The 25,097-nt window shown below is 64.7% G+C and carries 24 protein-coding genes; 12 read left to right on the forward strand and 12 right to left on the reverse strand.

Going from position 1 to position 25,097, the window contains the following annotated elements:
- Positions 1–29: 29 nt before the first annotated feature.
- The gene (locus AAFG16_RS27045) at positions 30–1,250 is read right to left on the reverse strand and encodes an LL-diaminopimelate aminotransferase (protein WP_027557884.1); all 1,221 of its coding nucleotides are present in this window, start codon (positions 1,248–1,250) and stop codon (positions 30–32) included.
- 217 nt (positions 1,251–1,467) lie between these two features.
- Positions 1,468–1,743, reverse strand: coding sequence for a hypothetical protein (locus tag AAFG16_RS27050; RefSeq protein ID WP_342730193.1), 276 nt, complete (start codon positions 1,741–1,743; stop codon positions 1,468–1,470).
- A 254-nt stretch (positions 1,744–1,997) separates the two neighbouring features.
- Between AAFG16_RS27050 and phaC the strand changes: the two genes are divergently transcribed.
- From phaC to AAFG16_RS27065, 3 genes are all read left to right on the forward strand, one after another.
- Positions 1,998–3,797: a class I poly(R)-hydroxyalkanoic acid synthase gene (phaC, locus tag AAFG16_RS27055; RefSeq protein WP_342730195.1), complete on the forward strand. Its 1,800-nt coding sequence runs from the start codon at positions 1,998–2,000 to the stop codon at positions 3,795–3,797.
- Positions 3,798–3,928: 131 nt separating this feature from the next.
- Entirely contained in the window at positions 3,929–4,327 is a 399-nt protein-coding gene (locus AAFG16_RS27060; protein ID WP_283079418.1) for an MAPEG family protein, read from the forward strand.
- 27 nt (positions 4,328–4,354) lie between these two features.
- Positions 4,355–5,221: an ornithine carbamoyltransferase gene (locus AAFG16_RS27065; RefSeq protein WP_342730198.1), complete on the forward strand. Its 867-nt coding sequence runs from the start codon at positions 4,355–4,357 to the stop codon at positions 5,219–5,221.
- Between the two features lie 362 nt (positions 5,222–5,583).
- Here AAFG16_RS27065 and argC read toward each other — a convergent pair whose 3' ends face one another.
- Both argC and AAFG16_RS27075 read right to left on the reverse strand, forming a co-directional pair.
- On the reverse strand, positions 5,584–6,567 hold the full coding sequence (gene argC / locus AAFG16_RS27070; protein WP_342730200.1) for an N-acetyl-gamma-glutamyl-phosphate reductase: 984 nt from the start codon (positions 6,565–6,567) through the stop codon (positions 5,584–5,586).
- Positions 6,564–7,232, reverse strand: coding sequence for an FMN-binding negative transcriptional regulator (locus AAFG16_RS27075; protein WP_342730202.1), 669 nt, complete (start codon positions 7,230–7,232; stop codon positions 6,564–6,566). Before AAFG16_RS27075 ends, argC begins: the two co-directional genes overlap by 4 nt.
- A gap of 348 nt (positions 7,233–7,580) precedes the next feature.
- Here AAFG16_RS27075 and AAFG16_RS27080 point away from each other — a divergent pair, with 348 nt between their 5' ends.
- The gene (locus AAFG16_RS27080) at positions 7,581–8,582 is read left to right on the forward strand and encodes an MBL fold metallo-hydrolase (RefSeq protein WP_342730204.1); all 1,002 of its coding nucleotides are present in this window, start codon (positions 7,581–7,583) and stop codon (positions 8,580–8,582) included.
- Positions 8,583–8,620: 38 nt separating this feature from the next.
- Here the strand turns inward: AAFG16_RS27080 and AAFG16_RS27085 are convergent, their stop codons facing one another.
- A complete protein-coding gene (locus tag AAFG16_RS27085; RefSeq protein ID WP_283079423.1) occupies positions 8,621–9,151 on the reverse strand; it encodes a DedA family protein in 531 nt (176 codons plus the stop codon).
- A gap of 274 nt (positions 9,152–9,425) precedes the next feature.
- On the opposite strand from AAFG16_RS27085, the gene parE reads away from it, so the two are divergent.
- Positions 9,426–11,474, forward strand: coding sequence for a DNA topoisomerase IV subunit B (gene parE, locus AAFG16_RS27090; protein ID WP_342730206.1), 2,049 nt, complete (start codon positions 9,426–9,428; stop codon positions 11,472–11,474).
- 395 nt (positions 11,475–11,869) lie between these two features.
- Positions 11,870–12,661 carry a porin family protein gene (locus AAFG16_RS27095; RefSeq protein WP_283079425.1) on the forward strand — a complete coding sequence of 264 codons (792 nt, stop codon included), beginning with the start codon at positions 11,870–11,872 and terminating at the stop codon, positions 12,659–12,661.
- A 78-nt stretch (positions 12,662–12,739) separates the two neighbouring features.
- On the opposite strand, the gene AAFG16_RS27100 is transcribed toward AAFG16_RS27095, so the two are convergent.
- Positions 12,740–13,378 carry a hypothetical protein gene (locus tag AAFG16_RS27100; RefSeq protein ID WP_342730208.1) on the reverse strand — a complete coding sequence of 213 codons (639 nt, stop codon included), beginning with the start codon at positions 13,376–13,378 and terminating at the stop codon, positions 12,740–12,742.
- Between the two features lie 143 nt (positions 13,379–13,521).
- On the opposite strand from AAFG16_RS27100, the gene AAFG16_RS27105 reads away from it, so the two are divergent.
- Positions 13,522–13,707 carry a hypothetical protein gene (locus tag AAFG16_RS27105; RefSeq protein WP_027557870.1) on the forward strand — a complete coding sequence of 62 codons (186 nt, stop codon included), beginning with the start codon at positions 13,522–13,524 and terminating at the stop codon, positions 13,705–13,707.
- Positions 13,708–13,728: 21 nt separating this feature from the next.
- Positions 13,729–14,499: a glucose 1-dehydrogenase gene (locus AAFG16_RS27110; RefSeq protein ID WP_342730211.1), complete on the forward strand. Its 771-nt coding sequence runs from the start codon at positions 13,729–13,731 to the stop codon at positions 14,497–14,499.
- A gap of 113 nt (positions 14,500–14,612) precedes the next feature.
- On the opposite strand, the gene AAFG16_RS27115 is transcribed toward AAFG16_RS27110, so the two are convergent.
- The 4 genes from AAFG16_RS27115 to AAFG16_RS27130 all read right to left on the reverse strand — a co-directional run bounded on the left by AAFG16_RS27115 (position 14,613) and on the right by AAFG16_RS27130 (position 19,145).
- A complete protein-coding gene (locus AAFG16_RS27115) occupies positions 14,613–15,380 on the reverse strand; it encodes an outer membrane beta-barrel protein (RefSeq protein ID WP_342730213.1) in 768 nt (255 codons plus the stop codon).
- 187 nt (positions 15,381–15,567) lie between these two features.
- On the reverse strand, positions 15,568–16,815 hold the full coding sequence (locus tag AAFG16_RS27120; protein WP_342730215.1) for an FAD-dependent oxidoreductase: 1,248 nt from the start codon (positions 16,813–16,815) through the stop codon (positions 15,568–15,570).
- Positions 16,816–17,212: 397 nt separating this feature from the next.
- Positions 17,213–17,407 carry a hypothetical protein gene (locus AAFG16_RS27125; RefSeq protein ID WP_342730217.1) on the reverse strand — a complete coding sequence of 65 codons (195 nt, stop codon included), beginning with the start codon at positions 17,405–17,407 and terminating at the stop codon, positions 17,213–17,215.
- A 223-nt stretch (positions 17,408–17,630) separates the two neighbouring features.
- Complete coding sequence (locus AAFG16_RS27130; RefSeq protein WP_342730219.1) at positions 17,631–19,145, reverse strand: caspase family protein; 1,515 nt, start codon at positions 19,143–19,145, stop codon at positions 17,631–17,633.
- Positions 19,146–19,354: 209 nt separating this feature from the next.
- Between AAFG16_RS27130 and AAFG16_RS27135 the strand changes: the two genes are divergently transcribed.
- From AAFG16_RS27135 to fabA, 4 genes are all read left to right on the forward strand, one after another.
- Entirely contained in the window at positions 19,355–20,317 is a 963-nt protein-coding gene (locus AAFG16_RS27135) for a helix-turn-helix domain-containing protein (RefSeq protein ID WP_342730221.1), read from the forward strand.
- Between the two features lie 288 nt (positions 20,318–20,605).
- Positions 20,606–22,099, forward strand: coding sequence for a DEAD/DEAH box helicase (locus AAFG16_RS27140; protein WP_342730223.1), 1,494 nt, complete (start codon positions 20,606–20,608; stop codon positions 22,097–22,099).
- A 161-nt stretch (positions 22,100–22,260) separates the two neighbouring features.
- Positions 22,261–23,328, forward strand: a complete 1,068-nt coding sequence (locus tag AAFG16_RS27145; protein ID WP_342730225.1) for a GGDEF domain-containing protein — start codon at positions 22,261–22,263, stop codon at positions 23,326–23,328.
- A gap of 79 nt (positions 23,329–23,407) precedes the next feature.
- A complete protein-coding gene (fabA, locus tag AAFG16_RS27150) occupies positions 23,408–23,941 on the forward strand; it encodes a bifunctional 3-hydroxydecanoyl-ACP dehydratase/trans-2-decenoyl-ACP isomerase (protein ID WP_342730227.1) in 534 nt (177 codons plus the stop codon).
- Positions 23,942–24,001: 60 nt separating this feature from the next.
- Here the strand turns inward: fabA and AAFG16_RS27155 are convergent, their stop codons facing one another.
- Entirely contained in the window at positions 24,002–24,457 is a 456-nt protein-coding gene (locus tag AAFG16_RS27155) for a TfoX/Sxy family protein (RefSeq protein WP_342730229.1), read from the reverse strand.
- 201 nt (positions 24,458–24,658) lie between these two features.
- On the reverse strand, positions 24,659–25,057 hold the full coding sequence (locus tag AAFG16_RS27160; RefSeq protein ID WP_342730231.1) for an iron-sulfur cluster assembly accessory protein: 399 nt from the start codon (positions 25,055–25,057) through the stop codon (positions 24,659–24,661).
- Positions 25,058–25,097: the final 40 nt, after the last annotated feature.

Here is a 25,097-nt window from a genome sequence, read left to right on the forward strand (position 1 = left end):
ATATCTTAGAAAACCTGCGGAAGAGAAGCTTAGCGCCGATTGGCGAGCGGAACCACGTTGTGCAACGTTTCGATGCCGCTTTCAAGGAAGCGGCGCACGCCGCGCGCGGCCTGCCTGATCCGTTGCTCGTTTTCCACCATGGCGATGCGGACATATCCTTCGCCATGCTCGCCGAAGCCGACGCCGGGCGAGACCGCGACGCCGCTTTTCTCCACCATCAGGGTCGCGAACTGCATGCTGCCGACGCTGCGGAAGGCCTCCGGCAGCGGCACCCAGGCGAACATCGAGGCCTCCGGCGGCGGGATCTCCCAGCCGGCGCGGCCGAACGATTCCACCAGCGCATCGCGGCGCTTGCGGTAGGTGTCGCGCATCTCCTTGATGCAATCGTCAGGGCCGTTCAGCGCGGCGGTCGCGGCGACCTGCACCGGCGTGAAGGCGCCGTAGTCGAGGTAGGATTTGACGCGGGCGAGCGCCGCAATCACGCGGTCGTTGCCGACCGCAAAGCCCATGCGCCAGCCGGCCATGGAATAGGTCTTCGACATCGAGGTGAACTCGACGGTGACGTCGATCGCGCCGGGCACCTGGAGCACCGAGGGCGGCGGGTTGTTCTCGTCGAAATAGACCTCGGCATAAGCGAGGTCGGACAGGATCAGGATCTCGTGCTTCTTCGCGAAGGCGACGAGGTCCTTGTAGAAGTCGAGGCTCGCGACATAGGCGGTCGGGTTCGACGGATAGCAGACGACGAGCGCCAGCGGCTTCGGGATCGAATGCACGATCGCCCGCTCCACCGCCTCGAAGAATTGCGGCGTCGGCTCCGAGGGCACCGAGCGGATCACGCCGCCCGCCATCAAAAAGCCGAAGGCGTGAATCGGATAGCTCGGGTTCGGACAGAGGATGACGTCGCCCGGCGCGGTGATCGCCTGGGCCACGTTGGCAAAGCCCTCCTTCGAGCCGAGCGTCGCCACGATCTGCGTGTCGGGGTTGAGCTTCACGCCGAAGCGGCGGGCGTAATAGGCGGCCTGGGCCCGGCGCAGGCCGGGGATGCCGCGCGAGGCCGAGTAGCGGTCGGTGCGCGGCTTGCCGAGGGTCTCCTTGAGCTTCTCCAGCACATGGGGCGGTGCCGGCAGGTCCGGATTGCCCATGCCGAGGTCGATGATGTCGGCGCCGGCATTCCGCGCGGCCGCCTTGGCCCGGTTGACCTGCTCGAACACGTAAGGCGGAAGGCGGCGGATGCGGTAAAATTCTTCCATGGCTCTCTGGGCTCCAGGCAACCGGTCAGGACAGAATCGACAGGCCATGACGGCCGCCCTCGAAAGGCGCCCCGCCCCTCTCGCGCAAATCGCTCAAAATCAAATACTTAGAGCAATTTTCGACGACGGTGGCTGAAGTCGTTCGCCCTGACTCTCGGCTGAACTGAGGTCTTTTAGCACGGCACGACGGGGGCGCCAGCGATTACCTTGCGCTGCGTTATTTCGCATCCTTGGCGGCAATGGCCTGGCGTTCGCGGGCGGCGGCGAGCTCGGCCTCGATCTTGGCGCGCTGCTCCGGCGGAATGACCGCCTGGTCGCGATCCGGCGGCAGATCGTGGACCGGCAGATAGGTGCCGGGCTCCTTGGGATGCGCCTGCGCATCCGCAGGCGTGAGATCGGCAAGCTGGCTCGAGCAGCCGCCAAGCACAAACACCGCGCCCAGAAGCGCGCCGCAGATCAGCAGCGATTTTTGCAGGTCCCTCAACGCCAACACTTGGGAAATCCCCTACTCGTCCCAAAGCACGGCCCCGGGCAAACCTACCCGACACCGCGCCCAAGCTCAAACCATTGCTGCCCGAAATGGTGCGAGCGAGAAAACAGCCCGGAATTACCAAGACGAGCGGTGCGGCTCGATTGTGACGGAACCAAGAAAATTTGTCGCACCGCAACACATCTTCGAGAGGGTTTAACGCCAAACATGCGAGCTTCGCGGTGACGAATACGGAATGAATCGTTACTGTTCTGGCCATGAGTACCGCCACGACCAAACCCGAGACCAAGTTCGATGCGGAGGCCTTCGCGATGAATGTCGCGCGGGCGATGGAGAGCGGCGGCAAGGCGCTCGCGGCCTACCTCAAGCCGCGCGAGAGCGGTGAGGTGCAGGATCGCCCGCCGGCCGAGCTGACGGAAGTGGTCAAGACCTTCACCTCGGTCGCGGAATACTGGCTGTCGGATACGTCGCGGTCCTCTGATCTCCAGACCAAGCTAGCCAAGGACTATCTCGATCTCTGGGGCTCGGCGGCGCGCCGCATGGCCGGCCAGGACACGGTGCCCGCAATCGCGCCCTCGCCGCGCGACAAGCGCTTCGCCGATCCGGAATGGAAGTCGAACCAGTTCTTCGATTTCATGATGCAGCTCTATTTGCTCACGAGCAAATGGGCACAGGAGCTGGTGCGCGATGCGGAAGGGCTCGATCCGCAGACCCGCCGCAAGGCGGAGTTCTACGTCCAGCAGGTCACCAACGCGATCTCGCCGTCGAATTTCGTGCTGACCAATCCGGAAGTGCTGCGCGAGACGGTGGCGAGCAGCGGCGAAAATCTCGCGCGCGGCCTGAAGATGCTGGCCGAGGACATCGCGGCCGGCAAGGGCATGCTGAAGATCCGCCAGTCCAACCCGGACAACCTCGTCGTCGGCGTCAACATGGCGACGACGCCGGGCAAGGTGATCTACCAGAACGAGATGATGCAGCTGATCCAGTATTCGCCGACCACGGAGAAGGTGCTGCGCACCCCGCTCCTGATCGTGCCGCCCTGGATTAACAAGTTCTACATCCTCGATCTCAAGCCGGAGAAATCCTACATCAAGTGGTGCGTCGACCAGGGCATCACCGTGTTCGTGATCTCATGGGTCAATCCCGACAAGCGGCTCGGCAAAAAGAGCTGGGAAGACTACATGAAGGAAGGCCCGCTCACGGCGATGGACGTGATCGAGAAGGTCACCGGCGAGATGAAGGTGCACACCGCCGGCTATTGCGTCGGCGGTACCATGCTCGCAACCACCCTCGCCTGGCTCGCCGAGAAGCGCCGCCAGCGGGTCTCGTCGGCGACGTTCTTTGCCGCGCAAGTCGACTTCACCCACGCCGGCGACCTCCTCGTCTTCGTCGACGAGGAGCAGATCGCAGCCCTCGAGCACGACATGAAGGTATCAGGCGTGCTCGAAGGCTCGAAGATGGCGATGGCCTTCAACATGCTGCGCTCCAACGACCTGATCTGGTCCTACGTCGTCAGCAACTATCTGAAGGGCCAGCAGCCGAGCGCGTTCGACCTGTTGCACTGGAATTCCGACGCGACACGGATGACGCAGGCGAACCATTCCTACTACCTGCGCAATTGCTATCTGGAGAACCGGCTCTCGACCGGCACCATGGTGCTCGACAACACCCTGCTCGATCTCTCCAAGGTCAAGGTGCCCGTCTACAACCTCGCCACCCGCGAGGACCACATCGCACCGGCGGAATCGGTGCTGTACGGCTCGCAGTTCTTCGGCGGACCGGTGAAGTATGTGCTGTCGGGCTCGGGACACATCGCCGGCGTCGTCAACCCGCCCGCCTCGAACAAGTACCAGTACTGGACCAACGACAACATCAAGGACATCACGGTCGCGGACTGGATGAAGGGCGCGGTCGAGCACAAGGGCTCGTGGTGGCCGGACTGGCGCGAATGGCTGGGCAGCCTCGATCCTGAGGAAGTGCCCGCGCGCAGCGTCGGCAGCGATGCCCTGCCGCCGATCGAGGACGCGCCCGGCAGCTATGTCAGGGTTCGCGCGTAGCGCAGGATCCGGAAAAGTGCCAAGCGGTTTTCCGGAGAGATCATGCGCAAACAAATACGAGGCGCATGGCGCAATCTTTCTCGTTTGTATAAGCTCGCCTCAAGCACAGCGACGACAGAGGGGACCGGGTTATGACGCGCGAATTGTTCTGGCTTACCTGTACGGTGATCCTGACCGGGATCCTCTGGATTCCCTACACCATCAACCGCTGCCAGGTTCGGGGGCTGAGCGGCGCCATGGCCAACCCCTCGCGCGGCGACAAGCCGCAAGCCGAATGGGCGAACCGCCTGATGTTCGCCCATGACAACGCGGTCGAGAACCTCGTGCTGTTCGCACCGCTGGTGCTGATCCTGAACGCGATCGACTATTCCACGAAATGGACCGTGCTCGCCTGCGCGGTCTATTTCTGGTCGCGCGTCGCGCATCTGATTGTCTATGCGCTCGGCATCCCGGTGTTCCGCACCCTCTTCTTCACCGTCGGCTTCCTGGCGCAGGCCGTGCTGGCGCTGGCGATCTTCAAGGTCTTCTGACCGGCGGACGCGCGGCAACGCGTAGCGATGCATCACGAAGCCAACCGCGACTTTCTCCAGTTCCAGGACCTCGGCGCGGACACGATCAAGTCGATCGTCGACCGCGCACAGGTTTTGGCGGCGGCCTGGCACGACCGCGCGATGCCGCAGACCCTCGCCGGCAAGCGCGTCGGGCTCATCGTCGACGACGGCGGATGGCGTAATACCACCGCCTTCGACCTCGGCATCCAGGCGATGGGCGGCACCTGCGTCCGTTCGCCGGTCAGGTTCAATGCCGCCGAGGCCACTGCGGACCTCGCGAAATATCTCGACAATTGGTTCGATGTCCTGGTCGTGCGCACCCGGGAGCTGTCGGCTCTGCGAGAGCTCGCAGCCAGCGCCGATGCTCCGGTCATCAATGCCAGAACGCGGTCGAACCATCCTTGCGAGACGCTCGGCGATCTCGCCTATGCCAGGAGCAAGAGAGCGCGTCTCGACGATCTCAAGGTCGTCGGCGTGGCGCCCGATGCCAACATCCTGCGGTCCTGGGTTGAAGCTTCGATCGCGCTGCCGATCAAGGTGACCCAGGCCTATCCAGCGGATTGGCATGTCAAGGACCTCGCCAGCCCGAACTTCGCTGCCACAACCGACCTCGACGCCTTGTTCGACGCGGACGTCATCGTCACCGACTGCTGGCCCGACCGTGGGCGCGACGATCAACTGGCGAGCTACCGGATATCGGCCGCGATCCTGGACCGGTGCCGCTCCGACGTGATTTTCCTGCCCTGCCCGCCCGTGACCAGAGGTCAAGAGGTCAGCGCCGATGCGATGTCGCATCCGGCTTGCCAGAGCCCGCCCGCAAAGGCCTATCTCCTGCACGCGCAGAATGCGCTGCTCGAATGGACGGTCGCATAGAGGCCGGGGAAGGCTCGCGGCCAATGCAAGCCGGGTCTTCGAACGTCGGCCAGCGCCGCCGTGTTGCCGAGCCCTCACCGCCAACGGCGCGCTGGCCCCTGTCGGCACGTTCTCTCGCACGGAGATTATCGGCCAGGACGTCGACCTGATCACCGCCCGCATCAACTACCGGTTGGGCGGCCCGATCATCGCCAAGTACTGAGCGCACCAACCTCGCAGTCGTCATGGCCGGGCTTGTCCCGCCTGCGCGGCCGAAGCCGCTTCGGCGAGGCGAAGGCCCGGGCATCCACGTTCTTCCTTGATCGCGGCAACGCGTGGATGGCCGGGACAAGCCCGGCCATAACGCGCGGCACGAGACTGCCCTACTCCTCCGGCAATCCCAGCATCAGCCGCATGTTCTGCACGGCGGCACCCGAGGCACCTTTGCCGAGATTGTCGAGCCGCGCGACCAGCACCGCCTGGTGGTACTTGTCGCTGGCGAAGACGTAGAGCTCGAGCATGTTGGTCTCGTTGAGCGCCTCCGGCTCGAGCCGGCCGCCCTTGGTCGCCTCGTTCTGGAGCGGCATCACCTTGACGTATTTCGACCCGGCATAGCGCTTGGCCATCGCGGCCTGGAGGTCGGCACCGCTGGGCTTGCCCGGCAGCGTGTCGAGCTGGAGCGGGATCGAGACCAGCATGCCCTGCCGGTAGTTGCCGACCGAGGGAATGAAGATCGGCCGCCGCGTCAGGTTCGAATAGAGCTGGAGCTCGGGCAGATGCTTGTGCTCGAAGCCGAGGCCGTAGAGCTCGAAGGACGGAGCGCTGCCATCCTCGAAGCTTGCAATCATCGACTTGCCGCCGCCGGAATAGCCGCTCACCGCGTTGACGGTGACGGGATAATCGGGCGGCAGCAGACCGGCGTCGACGATCGGCCGCAGCAGCGCGATGCCGCCGGTCGGATAGCAGCCGGGATTGGAGACCTTGCTCGCGGCCTTGATCTTGCCGGCCTGGTCCGGCGTCAGCTCGGGGAAGCCATAGGCCCAGTCGGGCGCGACCCGGTATGCGGTCGAAGCGTCCAGCACCTTCGGCGCCGAGGCGCCCATGCTGTCGACCAGCGCGACCGTTTCCTTGGCGGCATCGTCGGGCAGGCAGAGGATGACGAGGTCCACCTCCTCCATCAGCGCCTTCTTGGCCGCGGGGTCCTTGCGCTTGTCGTCGGCAATGGTCTTCACCACGACATCGCTCTGGAGCTTCAGCCGCTCGTTGATGCCGAGGCCGGTGGTGCCGGAGCCGCCGTCGACGAAGACGGTGGCCGGCTTCTTCGGTGCGCCGGCGGTCGGGGCTTTGGTGGTTTCCGTGAGGCTCATGGCGCGCTCCTTTCGAGCATGTTGGTTTCGTTCACGAAGGCCTCCGGCCTCACGTCCTGCATCAATTGTGCGATCTCTCTGGCGTCGGCGGCGGGCTGTGCCCCGAGCGCATTGGCGATCGCCGTATAGTCGGCGTCCGACTTGTGCTGGTTGAGCTTGAAGCTGCCTTCAACCTCTTCAACCGACATGACCAGACCCACGATCCCCTTCTTCAGCGCCTCAAGCCGGCCCGCCGTCATCTTGGCCGATGTCCAGGGCTTCTTCGGCAGCAGCCAGTTCTCGAACTTGTCGCTGAGCGTATCGATCTGCACCGACAGCTCGTCCTCCGACAACGGCCGCACCGGCCCGCTCAGATGCACCGACTGGTACAGCCAAGTCGGCACCTGGTCCGGCGAGACGTACCAGTCCGGCGATACATAGGCATCGGGGCCGTTGACCGCGAGCAGCCAGGACGCACCGCCGCCCGCAAGCTTTAGCAGCGGATTGTGACGGGCGACATGAAAGGCGGCCTGCGGCGTGCCGTCGGCGGCGTAGGTCAGATAGAACGGCAGCGGCGAGGCCACCGGCTTGTGGCCGTCGAAGGCGCACATCGTGCCGAAGCCGCGCTCCTCGGCGAATTTCAGGCTCGCGGCGCGGTCCTGTCTAAAAAAGGGTGGCGTGTACATCGTGGTCTCCTGCTGGGTCTCCTTGGGGGAGCCGCCGGATCAGATCGCGCTGACAGGAGAGAGAGTGTGCCGCGGATCGGGTCCAGCGGCAAAGACGATGATCTCAAACGCGATCGACCGCCCGAACCGCTAAAGCGCGGCGGCGGCGACGGGCGAACAGGGTGGTCGCGGCGTTGATCATGGCGCGCGGCTATAAGGCCACCGGGTTCCATGGTCAAGTCCAAATGCGTGGCGCATCAGGACGGGATGCCGCGGAATTTCCTTTAAGCGTGGGGGTTCCGGAGACAGACCGACACGCCACAGCCTGCCGGTCCTTAGTCTTTCGAAAACCCAGCCCAGGACATCGCCATGACCGAAATTACCCGTCGCGCAACGCTGGCCGGTGCCGCCGCCTCGGCGCTCCTGCCCTTCGTGAAGACCTCGCCCGCGAGCGCCGCCGCGCCCCCGGCCGCGACCCAGAACGCGAGTTTCTATCGCTACAATGTCGGCACCCACCAGATCACCGTGGTCTGCGACGGCGTCGCCACCGTCAACCTGACTGACAATTACGCGGCCGGCGCCAGCAAGGACGACATCAACAAGGTGTTCGCCGAACATCACCTGCCGACCGACAAGGTCACCCACACCTTCAACCCCGTCGTCGTCAACACCGGACCGAAGCTCGTCGTCATCGACACCGGTCTCGGGCCCGACCAGTTCACGCAGACCAAGGGCAAGGTCGGTCAGTTCCACAACAACCTCGCGGCCGCCAGCATCGACCGTGCGGCGGTCGACACCGTCATCATCTCCCACTTCCACGGTGATCACATCAACGGCCTGCTCGCGGCCGAGAACAAGCCCGCCTTCCCCAATGCCGAAATCATGGTGCCGGCGGCGGAATGGAAATTCTGGATGGACGACGGCGAGATGAGCAAGGGGACGGGTAATCCGATCCTCGAGAGCAACTTCAAGAACATCCGCCGCGTGTTCGACGCGCTCGGCCGCAAGGTCACGCAATACGAGCCCGACAAGGAGGTTGCGCCCGGCATCACCTCGGTGGCGAGCCCCGGCCACACGCCGGGCCACAACTCCTTCATCGTCGCCTCCGGCGCGGAGAAGGTGCTGGTGCAGGTCGACATCACCGCAGGCGCGGCGTTCCTGTTCGTGAGGCATCCCGAATGGAACATCGCCTCCGACGTCGACAAGCCGCTGGCGCAGGAGACGCGGCGCAAGCTCTACGACATGGCGATCGCCGAGAAGATGCCGATCCAGGCCTTCCACGCCGCCTTCCCCGGTCTCGTCCGCGTCGAGAAGGACAAGGACGGCTCAGGCTATCGCTGGATCCCGTCGATCTGGAACGCCTCGCTCTAGGCTCGCCGACACGCTGACCGGCGGCCTTCGCCGTCCGGTCAGATCAGGCTCCAGATCCATTCCATCAGCTTGGCCATCACATCGCCGAACAGCAGCAGCGCCGCCGCCCAGACCAGCGCGGAGATGAAATTGGCGGCCTGAAAGCTCCAATAAGGCATCTCGAAGATGCCGGCTGCGAGCGGCACCGAGGCGCGCAAGGGCCCGAAGAAGCGGCCGATGAAGATGCTCGGCACGCCCCAGCTGCGCACGAAGGCCTCGCCCTTCGGCAAGAGTTCCGGATAGCGCGAGAGCGGCCACATCTGCGCGACCTGCTCCTTGTAGCGATAACCGAACCAGTAAGAGACCCAGTCGCCGAGCGCCGCGCCAAGGCCGCCGGCGATCCAGACCGGATAGAAGCTGATCCCGCTCGCCCCAATCAACGCGCCGATTGCTACCAGAGCGCCCCAGGCCGGGATCAGCAACGAGATGAAGGCGAGCGACTCGCCGAAGGCGAGCAGGAACACGATCGGGGCAGCCCAGACCTGGTGAGCGCGCACGAAGTCGGCCAGGGCGTGCGCAAACTGCTCCATTCAAAAATAGCCTTCCCGCCCTGCCTCAAGGTGCTGCTCGATGAAAATGACTGGTAAGCCAAGGGCTTGTGTGACATCAAGTCACAAAACCGGCGCCCAACCGTACCGGAACGTCAAATTGCCGGGAATTACTGGGGCTGCGGCGTAAAATCGCCGGGATTGGCTCCCACCCACACCCCCTTGGCCGGCATGCGGTGACCTCTATAGGTGAGCCGTGGCATAGTCGCCCGAACCGATTCGCCGCCTGCGCGGCCCTCAAAACGCATCAAGATATATGTCCAAGCAGTTGAAAACAAAAGGCAAAGACGATTTGTTTGACGGCAATGAGCCGAAAGCGCGTGCGAGCGCCGCGAAGGCGGCACCGCGCGCGAGCGGTGGCGAGGCCGATTACACCGCCGCCGACATCGAGGTGCTCGAAGGCCTGGAGCCGGTGCGGCGCCGGCCCGGCATGTATATCGGCGGCACCGACGAGAAGGCACTGCATCACCTCTTCGCCGAAGTCATCGACAACTCGATGGACGAGGCGCTGGCGGGACATGCGACCTTCATCGGCGTCGAGCTCAGTGCCGACGGGTTCCTGACCGTCACCGACAACGGCCGCGGCATCCCGATCGATCCGCATCCGAAGTTCCCGAAGAAGTCGGCGCTCGAAGTCATCATGTGCACGCTGCATTCGGGCGGCAAGTTCGACAGCAAGGTCTACGAGACTTCGGGCGGTTTGCACGGCGTCGGTATCTCCGTGGTGAACGCCCTCTCCTCGCGTCTCGAGGTCGAGGTCGCGCGCAGCCAGAAACTCTACCGCATGAGTTTCGAGCGCGGCCATCCCAAGGGCAAGCTCGAGGATCTCGGCAAGGTCAACAACCGCCGCGGCACGCGCGTGCGCTTCAAGCCTGATACCGACATCTTCGGCGCCAAGGCCGCGTTCAAGCCGCAGCGCCTGTTCAAGATGACACGCTCCAAGGCCTATCTGTTCGGCGGCGTCGAGATTCGCTGGAACTGCGCACCCGAGCTGCTCAAGGGTATCGAGGACGTTCCGGCGGAAGCCACATTCCACTTCCCCGGCGGCCTCAAGGACTATCTCGCCGCCGCGATCCACGCCGACACGCTGGTGCATCCCGACATCTTCTCCGGCAAGTCGGGCCGCAACGGCGCGCATGGCGCCTGCGAATGGGCCGTGGCCTGGACCGCCGATGCCGACGGCTTCCTGTCGTCCTACACCAACACGGTGCCGACACCGGACGGCGGCACGCACGAATCCGGCCTGCGCAGCGCGCTGCTGCGCGGCCTGAAGGATCACGCCGAGCGCGTCGGCCAGGGCAAGCGCGCCTCGTCCATCACGTCGGAAGACGTGATGGTGGGCGCGGCCGTGATGCTCTCGGTGTTCGTGCGCGAGCCTGAATTCCAGGGCCAGACCAAGGATCGTCTTGCCACCGCCGAGGCGCAGCGCATCGTCGAGCAGGCGATGAAGGATCCGTTCGACCATTGGCTGTCGGGCAATCCGAACATGGCCAACCGGCTGCTCGACTTCGTGATCGACCGCGCCGAGGAGCGGCTGCGCCGGCGACAGGAGAAAGAGACCGCGCGGAAAACCGCCGGCAAGAAGCTGCGCCTGCCCGGCAAGCTCGCCGACTGCACCGATGCCGGCACCGAGGGATCCGAGCTCTTCATCGTCGAGGGCGACTCGGCAGGCGGCAGCGCCAAGCAGGCGCGCGACCGCAAGACCCAGGCGGTGCTGCCGCTGCGCGGCAAGATCCTCAACGTCGCCTCCGCCGGCAAGGATAAGCTGACGGCGAATGCGCAGCTCTCCGATCTCGTGCAGGCGATCGGCTGCGGCCAGCTCTTGCATTATCGCGAAGAGGATCTGCGCTATCAGCGCATCATCATCATGACCGACGCCGACGTCGACGGAGCCCACATCGCTTCGCTGCTGATCACTTTCTTCTACCGGCAGATGCCCCGGCTGATCGACGAAGGCCATCTCTTCCTCGCGGTGCCGCCGCTCTACAAGCTGACGCACGGCTCGAAGTCGGTCTACGCCCGCGACGACGCGCACAAGGAAGCGCTGCTCAAAAGCGAGTTCAACGCCAACGCCAAGGTCGAGGTGAACCGCTTCAAAGGCCTCGGCGAGATGATGCCGGCGCAGCTCAAGGAAACCACCATGGATCCGAGCAAGCGGACGCTGCTGAAAGTGGTGCTGCTCGCCGACGACCGCGATACCACGGCGGATTCGGTGGAGCGCCTGATGGGCACCAAGGCCGAGGCGCGCTTCGCCTTCATCTCCGACAAGGCCGAATTCGCCAGCGAAGAGCTGCTGGACGTCTGAGGCAGGCTCCGATGCGCTGCAAAAGCCCCGGCCATCGGCCGGGGCTTTTTTGTTGCAGCCAGGCCTCAGAGTTCCCGCGAGAGCGCGACTCGGTCAACGACTCAGGGGTCGCCGAGGGCTGAGGCAGGGCTGCCTCCATTTCGGACAAGGGCGATGTGCTAACGAAAACTTACTCCAGGCACGAAGTCCAAAACATGATATAAAGCTTTGTGATTGCTTCGTTTTTCAAGTTTCTGCCAATCGCGTTTCAAAACCCGATCGAAGGGTGTTTTCCGGCGACTGTGCCTGTGCAGCAACAGCATTTCCGGGAGAACCGTCTATAGTCCGGGCATCAGATGACACGGACTTCAGTGCGCTCGCGCCTGCTGCGACAGACAAAGGTTGGGGATTTTAACATGAAGAAGATTTTGCTCGCTCTGACCGCTGTTGCGGCAATGACCGGTTCGGCCTCGGCGGCCGACCTGGCTGCCCGCCCCTACGTGAAGGCCCCGGTTGCGGCGCCCGTCGCCAACTGGACCGGCTTCTACATCTTCGGCGGCGGCGGCGGCGGCCTCTCGAACTCCGACCAGCGCGTCCAGACCACGGTCGGCGCCGTTCCGCTGACGATTGATCAGCGCCAGGGCGGTTCGGGCTGGTTCGGCACCGTCGGCCTCGGCTACGACTGGCAGTTCAACAGCACCTGGGTTGCCGGCGTGTTCGCCGATGGTCAGTTCGGCAGCATCCGCGGCACGGTGCAGGATCCGCTCCTGTTCGGTGGCATCACCGGCAGCCAGAAGCTGGAAGACTCCTGGGCCGCTGGCGTGCGCCTCGGCTGGCTGGTTGCTCCGAACGTTCTCACCTATGTCAACGGCGGCTACTCAGGCGCTCACTTCGGCAGCACGAACTTCCTGACGCTGGCTGGTGTCCCCGCGGGTGTTCATCTCAATGGTTACAACCGCAACGGCTGGTTCGTCGGCGGTGGCGTCGAGAACAGCCTGAACTTCTTCGGCATCTCCTCGCCCGGCTGGTTCATGAAGACCGAGTACCGTTCGGCCTTCTACAATGCCAAGACCCAGGACATCCTGTCGGACGTCAGCAATCTTCCGGTCGGTGGTCAGAGCATCCGCGCCAACAGCTGGAACCAGACGATCTCGACCTCGCTGGTCTATCGCTTCAACTGGACCGGTCCGGTCGTCGCCAAGTACTGAGCGACCAAGTACTGATCCGAACGCAAGTTCAGACGTCAAAGCCCCGGCATCGCCCGGGGCTTTTTCGTTGCGTGTGCATCACCGGCTGACGCTCGCCTTGAGCGATCGGTACGCCTCTCCAAGCCGCCCTTCGATCGTGGCCCAATCCGCCACCGCGATCCCCTCGCCGCGCGAATCGCGAAACGCCATCGCCTCCGCCCGCGCGATGCCGAACTGCTGGATGCCGGAATCGTCCGCACTCTTGCCGTAGGTCAGCGCGGTGACGCGGGCGATGGTGAGGCCATAGTCGCGCGGCGCTACCGCCTCGCGCCGCGCCTGCCACCAGTCGAGCTCGAGGCGCGCGGCCTCGGCCACGTCGAATGCCACGGGCGCGGCCGGCGCAAAATCACGGTAATATGCCGCGAGGGCCGGCAGCGCCGCATCGGCCTCCCGGCGCGAGCGCGTCGGCTGGAACGTTCTGGCGGCCTCGGCTGCGCTGAACGCAATGTGCAGGCTGCGCAGCGGCGAGAAGCCGAACTGCGTCCGCGTCGATTCGTAGAGATGGTAGAACAGCGCGCCATAGCGCTTGTCGTAATAGTCGCGCCACATCGCGGTCTCCAGCCGCGCCATCTCGGCCGGATCGAAAGCGCGCAGATCCGCCTGGCGCGGAACGGCGGCATAGGCGGCAACCAGCGCGAGCCCGGCCGCGGCGCCGAGCGCCATCTTCCGCAGGGGCATGCATCCTCCCTCCCTGCCGCGTTGCGTCCGCGGCCATTGTATCCGAACCGAAGCTACGGCTAGTCTGGCGGGAAGTTTTCGCGGCCCGCGGCAATCGTTCATGCCGTGCGCCGCGACAGAAGCAGACCGATGGGGAGGAATGCATGCGCAGATTTCTGCTTGTCGCAGGCCTGTTTGCCCTCGCCGTCGGGCTGCTCTGGATCGGACAGGGCACGGGCACCGTTCCCTGGCCGCGATCGAGCTTCATGGTCAACCAGTTGCAATGGGCCGGCTATGGCGCCGCCATGGCCGGCTTCGGGCTGGTGCTGATCTGGCAGAGCAACCAATAGAAGAAACCAGGGAATACAAGCATGACATCCAACCGGTTCGATCTTCGCGGCAAGGTCGCGATCGTGACGGGAGGCAATGGCGGCATCGGCCTCGGCCTCGCCCACGGCTTGGCCGACGCCGGCGCCGACATCGCCGTCGTCGGACGCAATGAGACCAAGTCAGCCGCAGCCGTCGCCGACCTCAGGGCGCGCGGCGTGAAGGCAATCGCCGTCGCCACCGACGTGACCGACAAGGCGGCGGTCGCTGCCATGATCGACCGCGTGGTGAAGGAGCTCGGCCGGATCGACATCCTCATCAACAATGCCGGCATGAGCATCCGCAAGCCGCCGCACGAACTCGAGCTGGACGAGTGGAGCAAGGTGATCGACACCAACCTCACCAGCGCCTTCGTGTGCTCGAAGCTGGCCTATCCGGCGCTGAAGGCATCCGGCAACGGCAAGGTGATCAACATCGGTTCAATGATGTCGATCTTCGGCGCGAGCTTCGCGACCGCCTATGCGGCGAGCAAGGGCGGCATCGTGCAGTACACGCGCGCCTGCGCCAATGCCTGGGCACCCGACAACATCCAGGTCAACGCCATCCTGCCGGGCTGGATCGACACCGACCTCACCCGCGGCGCGCGGCAGCAGGTCTCGGGGCTGCACGAACGAGTGCTGGCACGTACGCCCGCGGGGCGCTGGGGCGACATCGACGATTTCGCCGGCATTGCTGTGTTCCTGGCCTCGTCCGCGTCGAACTTCGTCACGGGCACCGCGATCCCCGTCGACGGTGGGTTCTCGGTGATGGCGTAAGCCTGTCCCATACGCAGGATAACTGCACGCAAAAAAGAAGCCCCGGCAATGCCGGGGCTTTAAATTTGGGTCGTGATTTTCTTGTCGCTTGCTTGGTCGTTTCGTTGACGCGCTCAGTAGCGCGCGATGACCGGGGCGTCGAACTTGTAGCTCGCGCGCACGACGGCCCACTGGATGTCGCGCGGCTTGGCATCGAAGGTGTAGTTCCCCGAGGTGCCGCCGAGCTGATAGGTCTGGCCGCCGAAGGCCGCGTAATTGTATTCGAGGCCGACGATCCAGTTGCGGGTGATGCCGTATTCCCAGCCAGCGCCGACGGTCCAGCCGTTGGCCCAGTGGGTCTGACCGCCCGAGCCCGTCGCCGGGGGAACGGTGTCGCTGACGTTGAGACGGTTGTTCACGCCGGCATAGCCGCCCTTGATGTAGAACAGGTTGTTCTGCACGGCGAAGCCGGCGCGGCCCACGACCGTCGCAAGCACGTTGGCGCGCCAGGTGAAGATGTCGTCGCCAGCACCGAAGGCGGTGTTCACGACCGTGCCCTTGTTATCGAGGCCGGAGATCGTGCCTTCCATGCCGAACACGTAGTTGTTGGCCTGCCAGTTGTAGCCGATCTGGGCGCCGCCCATGATGCCCGAACCGCGCTGACGATAACCCTGTCCCGGAAGGAGATCGCCGAACGGTGCGCCGGTCCCGTTGTTGATGAACTGCTCGTTGGTCCAGGCGCCACCGATGTGGCCGCCGACATAGAAACCGGTCCAGTTGAACAGCGGCTCGACATAGGCGGGCGCCTTCGTGTAGCGCGCACCGAGATCGGCGGCGGAGGCAGTGCCGGTCGAAACCAGAGCGGTCGTGCAGGCGAAGGCGGCAATCAATTTGTTACGCATGGTACACCCCGTGTCCCCGTGTCCTTTGATGGGTGCACGCTCACACGCAGGTCTTACTCAAATTTGAATCAAGAAAGTTAAGACGCCGGATTGGCACACAGCGCGTCGTGAATCCGTTTGCGCTGTTGCACGCACGCAACGCGCCGCGCGCGATTTAACGCGGCATTATCCCTACCGCCTGCTTGCATTACGGTGCCGGCGCGGCCTTCGGCTGCACATGCTCGGGTCGCACGCCGATGGCGAGGAAGCGCGCGGGGATGCCTTGCAGCCACGGCACGGCGGTGAGGAGGCGCAGGACCAGCGGCACCTTCAGCGGCCGATCGCCGCTCTGCAACGCGCCGCTGATGATGTTGTTCTGCACGATGACCTGCATCGCCTGCGTCATCCGCACCGGAAACGCGCGCCGGCGCCGCACCGCATCGAGTTCATCCTCGGAGGGGCAGCCGCGCTGAAGCTTGTCGGCGAGCAGGTTTGCGGTCGCGACCGCGTCCTGCACGGCGAGATTGACGCCGACGCCGCCGACAGGCGACATCGCATGTGCGGCATCGCCGATGCAGAGCAATCCGGGCCGCGTCCAGCGGCTCAGGCGATTGATTGCGACGGTGAGAAGCTTGAGGTCGTCAAAACTCTTCACGTCGGCGATGCCGGACCTGAGGATCGGCGCCATACGCACGACGTCGTCGAGCAGCGCCTGCAATCCCCTCGCCTTCACCACCTCATATTGCCCCTTGGCGATGACATAGGCGCATTGCCAATAGTCGCCGCGGTCGAAGGTGACCATCATCTTGCCGGGCTCGATGCGCGCGAACAGGTTCTCGGTCTCGTTCGCCCTGCGGCCGACACGGAACCACAGCACGTCCATCGGCGCGCCGATCTCCTCGACCTCGAGACCCGCGCGCTCGCGCACCGTCGAATGCCGGCCATCGCAGGCGATGGTGAGATCGGCCTCGATGTCGATCGGCCCATCCGGCGTGTTCGCGCGCACGCCCGCCATGGTGTCGCCGCGGCGGATCAGGTCGACGGCTTCCGTATTCATCATCACCTTGAGCGATGCGAACCGTTTGCCGGCCTCGCGCAGGAAATTGAGGAAGTCCCATTGCGGCATGAAGGCGATGAAGGGATATTTCGTATGGAGCCGGCTGAGATCGGCGATGCGCACCTTTGTGCCGCCGAACAGGCCGTCCATCTTCTGCAAGCGCTGATGCGGCAGCTTCAGGAAGTCGTCGATCAGGCCGAGTTCGTCCATCACCTGGAGCGTCGAGGGATGCACCGTGTCGCCGCGAAAGTCGCGGAAGAAATCGGCATGCTTCTCCAGCACCGCGACGTCGATGCCGGCGCGTCCGAACAGATAGCCCAGCATCATGCCGGCCGGCCCGCCGCCGACGATGCAGCATCGGACTTTTGTCGTTCGGTTCGGCGCTTGATCCGATGTCATTGTTGCCACAACGTGCGCTGTCGCTCGGAGACGGGCTAAGCTTAGCTCAGTTCAGCTCGGCCGCAGTCGCAATTCGAGGTCACCTGAGGCTTGCGGCATCGGTGGGCCGCCGAAGGTCCGGTTCCACCAGCCCTAGCGCGGACCCGATCCACAAGGAACCTCTTGGAGCCGTAGCCATACGGATTTTCCCGCTATCCGGACTTGCCTAAGATTCGACTTAAATCATTGGCGAGATCATAAGTTGTATCGCCATAAAAGATCGCGTCGCTCAATGAACGCGGCATTCGAACGAACCAGGTGGGGAAATGCCAATGGCCGAGGCGTTGCAGATCAATTTCGCATTGTGGGGCATGATCGTCTGCGCGGCGATCAAGATCAGTCAGTTCCTGGCGGTAGGTTAGCCGAACACCATCCAGCTGATCGCGGCAAGCGCAGCGCGGGTGATGACGTAGAGCCAGCAGATCATCGCGACGTCGACTGCGGTTAGATAGGCGCCAGCAAAGGCACGCTCGCGCATCGGCGTCTTGCTGCCAGCGAATTTCTCGGCGTCGATGTCCGCGCCCAAGCTGGCCTGATTAGCAGTACCCGACATGTCTCACCTCCGGCGACGGAGTATGGCGCAGGAATGTTGCGTCCAGCCGACAGCAACGTGGAAAGCGCGGGGGCGGTAGCCTGGCAAAAGCGAGATGCCCTGAAATATCTGGCGCGCATTCCGCTGCCGGAACTTGCAAAAAACATAACCTTGCAGGTTCTTCCCAGCCCCGCCACCATTCTAAGGTTGCGCGCGTCACGACGCGGCCGATGATCGGGCGGCGCTAATTGTTGCTGCGGTTCGCGGTGCGAAAACTCTTGATCTCCGAGACGCTGCCGTCGCGGTAGGTCAGCTCCACCGAGACGAACTGCGTGGCGGGGGCGAGCTTCATGTAGAGCGGCATGCCGGCGCTGATCGCGCTGGGGTCACGCATGTCGCAATTCGGCATCTTCAGCACCTGATTGGGCACGGCGGTGTCGATGCCGATGCGCACCTCGCGGATCGCGCAGCGATACGAGACCAGATGCGTGTAGTAGACCAGCAGCCCGTTGAACTCGCGGAACGACAGCCAGCTCGTCGAGGTCATGTCGAGGATCTTGCGCTGGTCGCGGATCAGCGCGGCCTCGGGATCGAACTTGATCGGGAACGGGCCCTGCATGTCGCCGGACTGGTCGACATAGCGGACCTCGATGGTGCCAGCCTGCGCATCCGGCGGCAGCTCGATCGAGGGGTTCGGCATCCGCTTGCGCGTGCGCGGATCGAGCGTGTCGATGAAGCCGGTCTCGCGGAAATCGCCCTGGCCGGCCATCCGCCAGGAAATGCCGAGCGTCGGATCGGCGAAGGAGAACACCACGCTCCAGCCGCCATTGTGGCGCGAGAAGCTCGCGATCGGCGCGTTGGTGGTTTCCTCCTTCGGCACGCGCGGCACCGACACCGGCGGCAGCGCGGCGACCTTCTGCGGCGGCTGCTCGGCGGGGCGCGCGGCGGCGTCCTTGGCCAAGCCGCTGAGGAAAACGTCGTCGACCATCTGGTCGAAATAAACCGGCACCTGCTTGTGCCTGACGGTGTCGGCCATCTCGCTGACCAGGCGGCGGGTGCGCTGAGCCACCTGCACGAGGTTCTCGCCGGGCTGGAGCAGCTCCTTGGCGAAGGTGCGCGTGAACACCGAATTGGGGTTGGCGTCGTCGTTGGACAGACGGTCGAGCGCGGTCTGGCGGGGACCTGCCGAGAACACCGAGAACACGCCTTCGGGCAGCTGCGTCATCGGCGCCAGCCCGCCGCCGCCGGCGACAGCGCGTGTGCCGGCGCGTTCGAACGGATTGTTGCGGCAAGCGTCGAACACCAGGATCGAGGTGCGCGCTTTCTTGTTCTGGAGCCGCTCGACGATGCGGTCGGCGAGGACGGAAGCGTCGCGCACCAGCTCTTCCTGACCTTCGGTCGCCGCCGGCACGTCGGTCGGCAGCAGATAGTTCTGGCCCGCGATCTCGAAGCCGTGGCCAGCGTAGAAGAAGAACGCGGTGTCGCCAGGCTCGATCGCCCGGTCGAAGGCGAGCAGCGTCTCGGAGAATTGCTGACGGTTCTGGTTCTCGGCGACCATCACCTGGAAGCCGAGCTGCTTCAGCGTATCGCCCATGGTGCGGGCGTCGTTGACCGCCTTGAGCAGCTTCGGGACGTTGCGGTAGTCGTTGTTGCCGACGACGAGCGCGACGCGCTTCTCGGCATGCGCGGGCAGCGCCAAGCTGCTCAGGCTCACCGCCAGACCAAGGGCCGCCAGAATTCTGAAAAGCCGACGCGTCATCGAATAAATCTCGTTGCAGAACGGCCGGTCCCCGGCTCCCTCGAACGCTCGTTCATTGAAGCCTCCGCCGCTGATGTGATAGTCGGCCGAGCCATACCGGCGGTTCAAGGGCGCCCGGCTTCGAGCGCCCCGGTTCCGTCATCTGGCCTATGGCAGATTCGGCCGGAATCTGCTTTTTCTAGGGCGTCGCGCTGCAAGCGGGGGCTGCCGTGTATCGCTGGTGTACTGACGAAGTCGAACCGCATGACCGCTTCGACTATTGGCGCGAGGTGCGGGCCAAGGGATTGTTCGGCGTCACCGCCGAGCTCGAGCGCGAACGGCGTGCGGACTTCTTCGGCGAATTCTCGCTGCGCCAGCTCGGCGGCGCCGGGCTCGTCGAGCTGAAGGCCTCGCCCTACACGGTCGAGCGCAGCGCATCCGACATCGCCTACGCCCCTGGCGATTCCATCTGCGTCTACCAGCAACTCGGCAGCGGCGGCTGGTTCGGCGGCATGCGCGCCAGCGAGTTCGCGATTGCCAATGGCAGCTTCGCCACCAGCCATACCGACCTCCCCTACCGCACCACGCCGCTCGGCACCGGAGGCTTCCACCTGCGAATCGTGAAGATCCCGATGAGCAGCATCCCGGCCCAGGACAGGCGCATGCGCGAGCTCGCGCCGAAGACCTTCAACGACCACGCTTTGGCGCCCTTGCTCGCGGCCTGCTTCACCGATCTCGGCGAGGCCGCCGCGGACGAGAGCGCGACCGACGCGACCTCCCTCGTCCAGGCCCTCGCGCATCTGGCACTGATCGAGCGTGGCATCGTGCGGTCCGGCAGCCGCCGCGGACAGGCCGCGCTGCGAACCGCCCGCCTCTCGCAGGCGCGGCACCTGATCGCGCGCCATCTGCAAAACCCCGATCTGACGCCGGCCATGGTGTCCGACCAGCTCGGCGTGTCCGTGCGCCACCTGCACATGCTGTTCGAGGCGGCCGAGAAGAGCTTCTCGCAGACCGTGACCGACGAGCGTCTGAAGCAGAGCCGCCGCCTGATGCGCGAGGCGCCGGAACGGCTGATCGCCGACATCGCGACCTCCTGCGGCTTCGAGAGCCTTGCAACCTATTACCGGGTCTTCAACGCCGCCTACGGCATGGCTCCGGGCGACTTCCGGGCCCAGGGGCCGGAGGGGCGCTAAGCGCGGGTCCTGGCGGTTCCGGCCGGGGCGGAAAACCCCAGACGCACCCGGTATTTGGCTAAAAACCTCAGGTTTTTTAGGGTCTTCCCGCGCCCGCTCCATTGACTTTGGCTGATTCCTGCCTATGTTCCGGGGCGACGCGGCTCAGGTCGAAGACCGATTCCTGATCCTGGCGCTTTGTTCGCGTGAGTCAGCACCCCCAGCTTCTTTGAGAGCGCGCCGTTTCGGGGTGGAGCGCGACAGCCTTATTACCCTCGATTCCGAACGGCGGTTTCGACCAGAGGCTCAATGTCCTTTTCAAATCTCGGACTGTCCGAAAAAGTCCTCGCCGCAGTGGCGGCCACCGGTTACACCAACCCCACCCCCATTCAGGAACAGGCGATCCCCCACGTCCTCGCACGCAAGGACGTGCTCGGCATCGCCCAGACCGGCACCGGCAAGACCGCGGCCTTCGTGCTGCCGATGCTCACCATCCTCGAAAAGGGCCGTGCCCGGGCGCGCATGCCGCGCACGCTGATCCTGGAGCCGACCCGCGAACTCGCGGCGCAAGTGAAGGAAAACTTCGACCGCTACGGCGCCGGCCAGAAACTCAACGTTGCGCTGCTGATCGGCGGCGTCTCGTTCGGCGACCAGGATGCCAAGCTGATGCGCGGCGTCGACGTGCTGATCGCCACCCCCGGCCGCCTGCTCGACCACACCGAGCGCGGCGGCCTGCTGCTCACCGGCGTCGAGCTGCTCGTCATCGACGAAGCCGACCGCATGCTGGACATGGGCTTCATTCCCGACATCGAGCGCATCTGCAAGCTCGTCCCCTTCACGCGGCAGACCCTGTTCTTCACCGCGACCATGCCGCCGGAAATCCGGCGCATCACCGAGGCCTTCCTGCACAATCCGCAGAAGGTCGAAGTCTCCCGCCCCGCCACCACTGCCGTGACCGTGACGCAGGCCCAGGTGCCCGCCGGACGCGAGGCGCACGAGAAGCGTGAGCTGCTGCGCCGCCTGCTGCGCGAGGCCAAGGACCTCAAGAACGCGATCATCTTCTGCAATCGCAAACGCGAGGTCGCGATCGTCCACAAGTCGCTTCAGAAGCACGGCTTCAGTGTCGGCGCGCTGCACGGCGACATGGACCAGCCGGCCCGCATGGCCGCGCTCGACCAGTTCCGCAAGGGCGAGCTGCCGCTGCTCGTCGCCTCCGACGTCGCGGCGCGCGGCCTCGACATTCCCGAGGTCAGCCACGTCTTCAATTTCGACGTCCCCCACCACGCCGACGATTATGTTCACCGCATCGGCCGCACCGGCCGCGCCGGCCGCACCGGCACCGCGATCTCGATCGTGACGCCGCTCGACCAGAAGTCGATGGCGGCGATCGAGAAGCTGATCGGCCAGAGCATTCCGCGCGCCGAGGGCGACTACGAAGTCCACACTGAGGCGACGGACGCGACCGAGCGTCCGCGCGAGCAGCGCGGCCGTGAGCGTTCACGCGGCGGACGCGGCAAGCAGCGGGGTCGCGACCGTGAGCGCAGCCAGGAGCCGCGCGAGGCGCGTGGCGAGGCACGGCACGCCTCCGAAGCACGGCATTCCCCCGAACCGCGAAACGGATCCGAGCCGAGGCATGCGCCCGAGCCGCGCCGCGGTTCGCGCCAACAGGCCCCGACCTCGCATGTGCCGTCGATCGGCCGGCCCGAGCCGCGCCGCCAGCGCGAGGTCGACACCGAGCCGGGCGATCACTCGCATCTTCCGGCATTCCTGTTGCGGCCGGTTCGCTCGCCCGCCGGCGCTTGAGGCGCGATGCTTCAGGTTGGTTGAGACAGACGTCTACACACTTTTTCAGATGCATTCGTGAACGTATATTTACGGGTCGTTCACGATCGTCCGTTAGCCTACGAACATAATTTAAGCATTGCAGCGATCGGCGGCGTACCGATCGCCGTGGGGAATGTTCCGTGGTCAAGGTGCTCGACGAACACGAACGCACGATGGCGTTCGCCGAGGTAGCGCTCGGTCAGATCCGATCGCTTCGGCAGACGGCAATCCCCCGCAATTACGAGATCTGGTACGTCTACGCCACCGGCTACAACGCGCCGCTCAACAAGATCATCAACGAGACGCTGGCGCGCAACGGCAAGCTGACCGAAGCCGATCTCGAGCAGATCTACGAGACCTATCTCTCCCACATCAAGACCACCGACCGCATCGACAAGGTCGGCGCGCGCGTCATCGGCGAGATCGACGACGTGATGAAAGTGCTGGGCGAAGCGCTCGGAATGACCGGCTCCTACGACGCCAGCCTGTCGGGCGCGACCGCGAAGCTGGCTTCGGCCAAGAACCGCGACCAGATCAAGGCGATCGTCGAGACGCTGCTGCGCTCGACCAGCGAGATGCGCGAGACCAACAAGGTGCTGGAAGACCGGCTGACGCTGTCGAAGAACGAGATCAGCAACCTCCAGCAGAGCCTGGAAGCGATCCGCGCCGAGAGCCTGACCGATCCGCTCACGGGTCTCGGCAACCGCAAATATTTCGACCGCATGATCGGCATGGCCGTGCAGAGCGCGCTGGCGAGCGGCGAGCCGCTGTCGCTGCTGCTGTTCGACATCGACCACTTCAAGTCGTTCAACGATTCCTACGGCCATCTCACCGGTGACCAGGTGCTGCGGCTGGTCGGGCTGTCCTTGAAGCAGACCATCAAGGGCCAGGACATCACCGCGCGCTATGGCGGCGAGGAATTCGCGGTCGTGCTGCCCAACACGGCGCTGCGCCAGGCCCTGACCGTGGCCGATCACATCCGCCGCGCGGTGATGGCGAAGGAATTGAAGAAGAAGTCCACTGGCGAGATCCTCGGCCGCGTCACGATCTCCGTCGGCGTCTCCATGCTCAAGGAAGGCGACGACACCGACGCGCTGATCGAGCGCGCGGATGCCTGCCTCTACGCCGCCAAGCGCAACGGGCGCAACCGCGTGATCTGCGAAGCCGATCCGGAGTTCGCGGTCGAGAGCCACAGCCGCGTGGCCTGAGGCGGCTCGTCGCGCGCTTGACTTTCCAATCTGCCGAACGACATCTTCCTCGCTGCCTGAGCATCGAGGATTTGTCGTCGTGCCCCACAATCCGCATGACTTTCACACGCCGCAGCCGTCCTACACCAAGGACGAGCTGCTGAGATCGAGCGAAGGCGGCTATTTCGGTCCGGGCAACGCGCAACTGCCGGCTCCGCCGATGCTCATGATGGACCGCATCACCGAGATCAGCCTGGACGGCGGCACATACGGCAAGGGCCACATCGTCGGCGAGCTCGACATCGTCCCGGGCCACTGGTTCTTCGACTGCCACTATCGCGGTGACGCGATGATGCCGGGAAGTCTCGGCCTGGACGCGATGTGGCAGATGATCGGCTACTGGCTCGGCTGGTCGGGCTCACCGGGCAAGGGCCGCGCCATCGGTGTCGGCGAAGTCGAGGTCACGGGAGCCATCACGCCGCAGACGCGCTCCGTGCGCTACGAGGTCGCCATGCGCATGGTCCGGCGCGGCAAGCTGGTGCTGGGCATTGCCGATGGCCGTGTGCTCGCCGACGGCGTCTGCGTCTTCGTGGCGAAGGATATGCGGGTCGGGCTGACCAAGGCCGTGGATTAGTCCTCAGGTCCCGTAGGGTGGGCAAAGGCGCGTAGCGCCGTGCCCACGATCTCGGCGTAATTATTTCGAGCGGTGGGCACGCTTCGCTTTGCCCACCCTACGCACTGTCTTCTTGGCGGCCTTCTTCGCAACCAGCTTCTTCGGCGCGACCTTCTTCACAGGCTTCACCACCGCTTTCTTCCCCTTCGGCCGCTTCTTCACCTTGGCACGCTGGGCGGCGGCGAGCGCCGCCCTTGCCCATTGTGCAAGCTCGGCGGAATCGTCGAACAGGCGCGCCGGCAGCTCCCAATAGGAGTTGACCGTCACGGTCTTGGCGCGGGTCGAGTACTGGAACGGCTTTGATCCCTCGGCCTCAAACTCCGGAATGGTCACCTCGTCGGCGCGGAAGAACAGGCCGGCGCGCAAGGACAGCGCGAAGTTGGTGCCGTCGGCGGAAATGCCGTAGCCGGAAAACATCTTTCGGATGGTGACGGGGCCGAAATCGGCGAACAGGTCGATCAGGAATTCGCGGTCCATGGCCCAGCTCTCTGCCCGAGGTCGTCCCCGCCTAGTGCGCAATTGCGCACGGGGAGCGGGGACCCATACTCCGAGGCAGGAGTTTAGCGAAGACTGGAAGTTACGCCACGCGGTACGGACACCTCCCACGATTGAGGCATCACGCCGTATGGGTCCTGGCTTTCGCCAGGACGACGGCTGAGTAAACCGCGAAAGCCGGGCTTACCCGTCGATCTTCGCCGGGCGCAGCTCGACCGACTCGCCGCAGCCGCAGGCAGAGATCTGGTTGGGGTTGTTGAAGACGAACTGGGCCTGCATCTTGTCGGCCTTGTAGTCCATCTCGGTGCCGAGCAGGAACAGCACAGCCTTGGGGTCGACCAGGATCTTGACGCCCTTGTCCTCGACCACCTCGTCGGTCGGGCGGATCTCATGGGCGTATTCGACCGTGTAGGACTGGCCGGCGCAGCCGCCGTTCTTCACGCCGACGCGCAAGCCCACGATCTCGGAATCGGCGCGCTGGGTCAGCTCGGTGATGCGCTGGGCAGCGGCATCGGTCAGTCGCATCACCTGCGGGCGGGGCCGCCGGGGCTTGGGTGTCGAAGCTGGTATCGCCTGGGTCATGTTATTTATGTGGTCCGTTGCAGAGCGAATTCAATGCGAG

Origin of the sequence: Bradyrhizobium sp. B117, from assembly GCF_038969555.1 — a bacterium.
Taxonomy (GTDB): domain Bacteria; phylum Pseudomonadota; class Alphaproteobacteria; order Rhizobiales; family Xanthobacteraceae; genus Bradyrhizobium.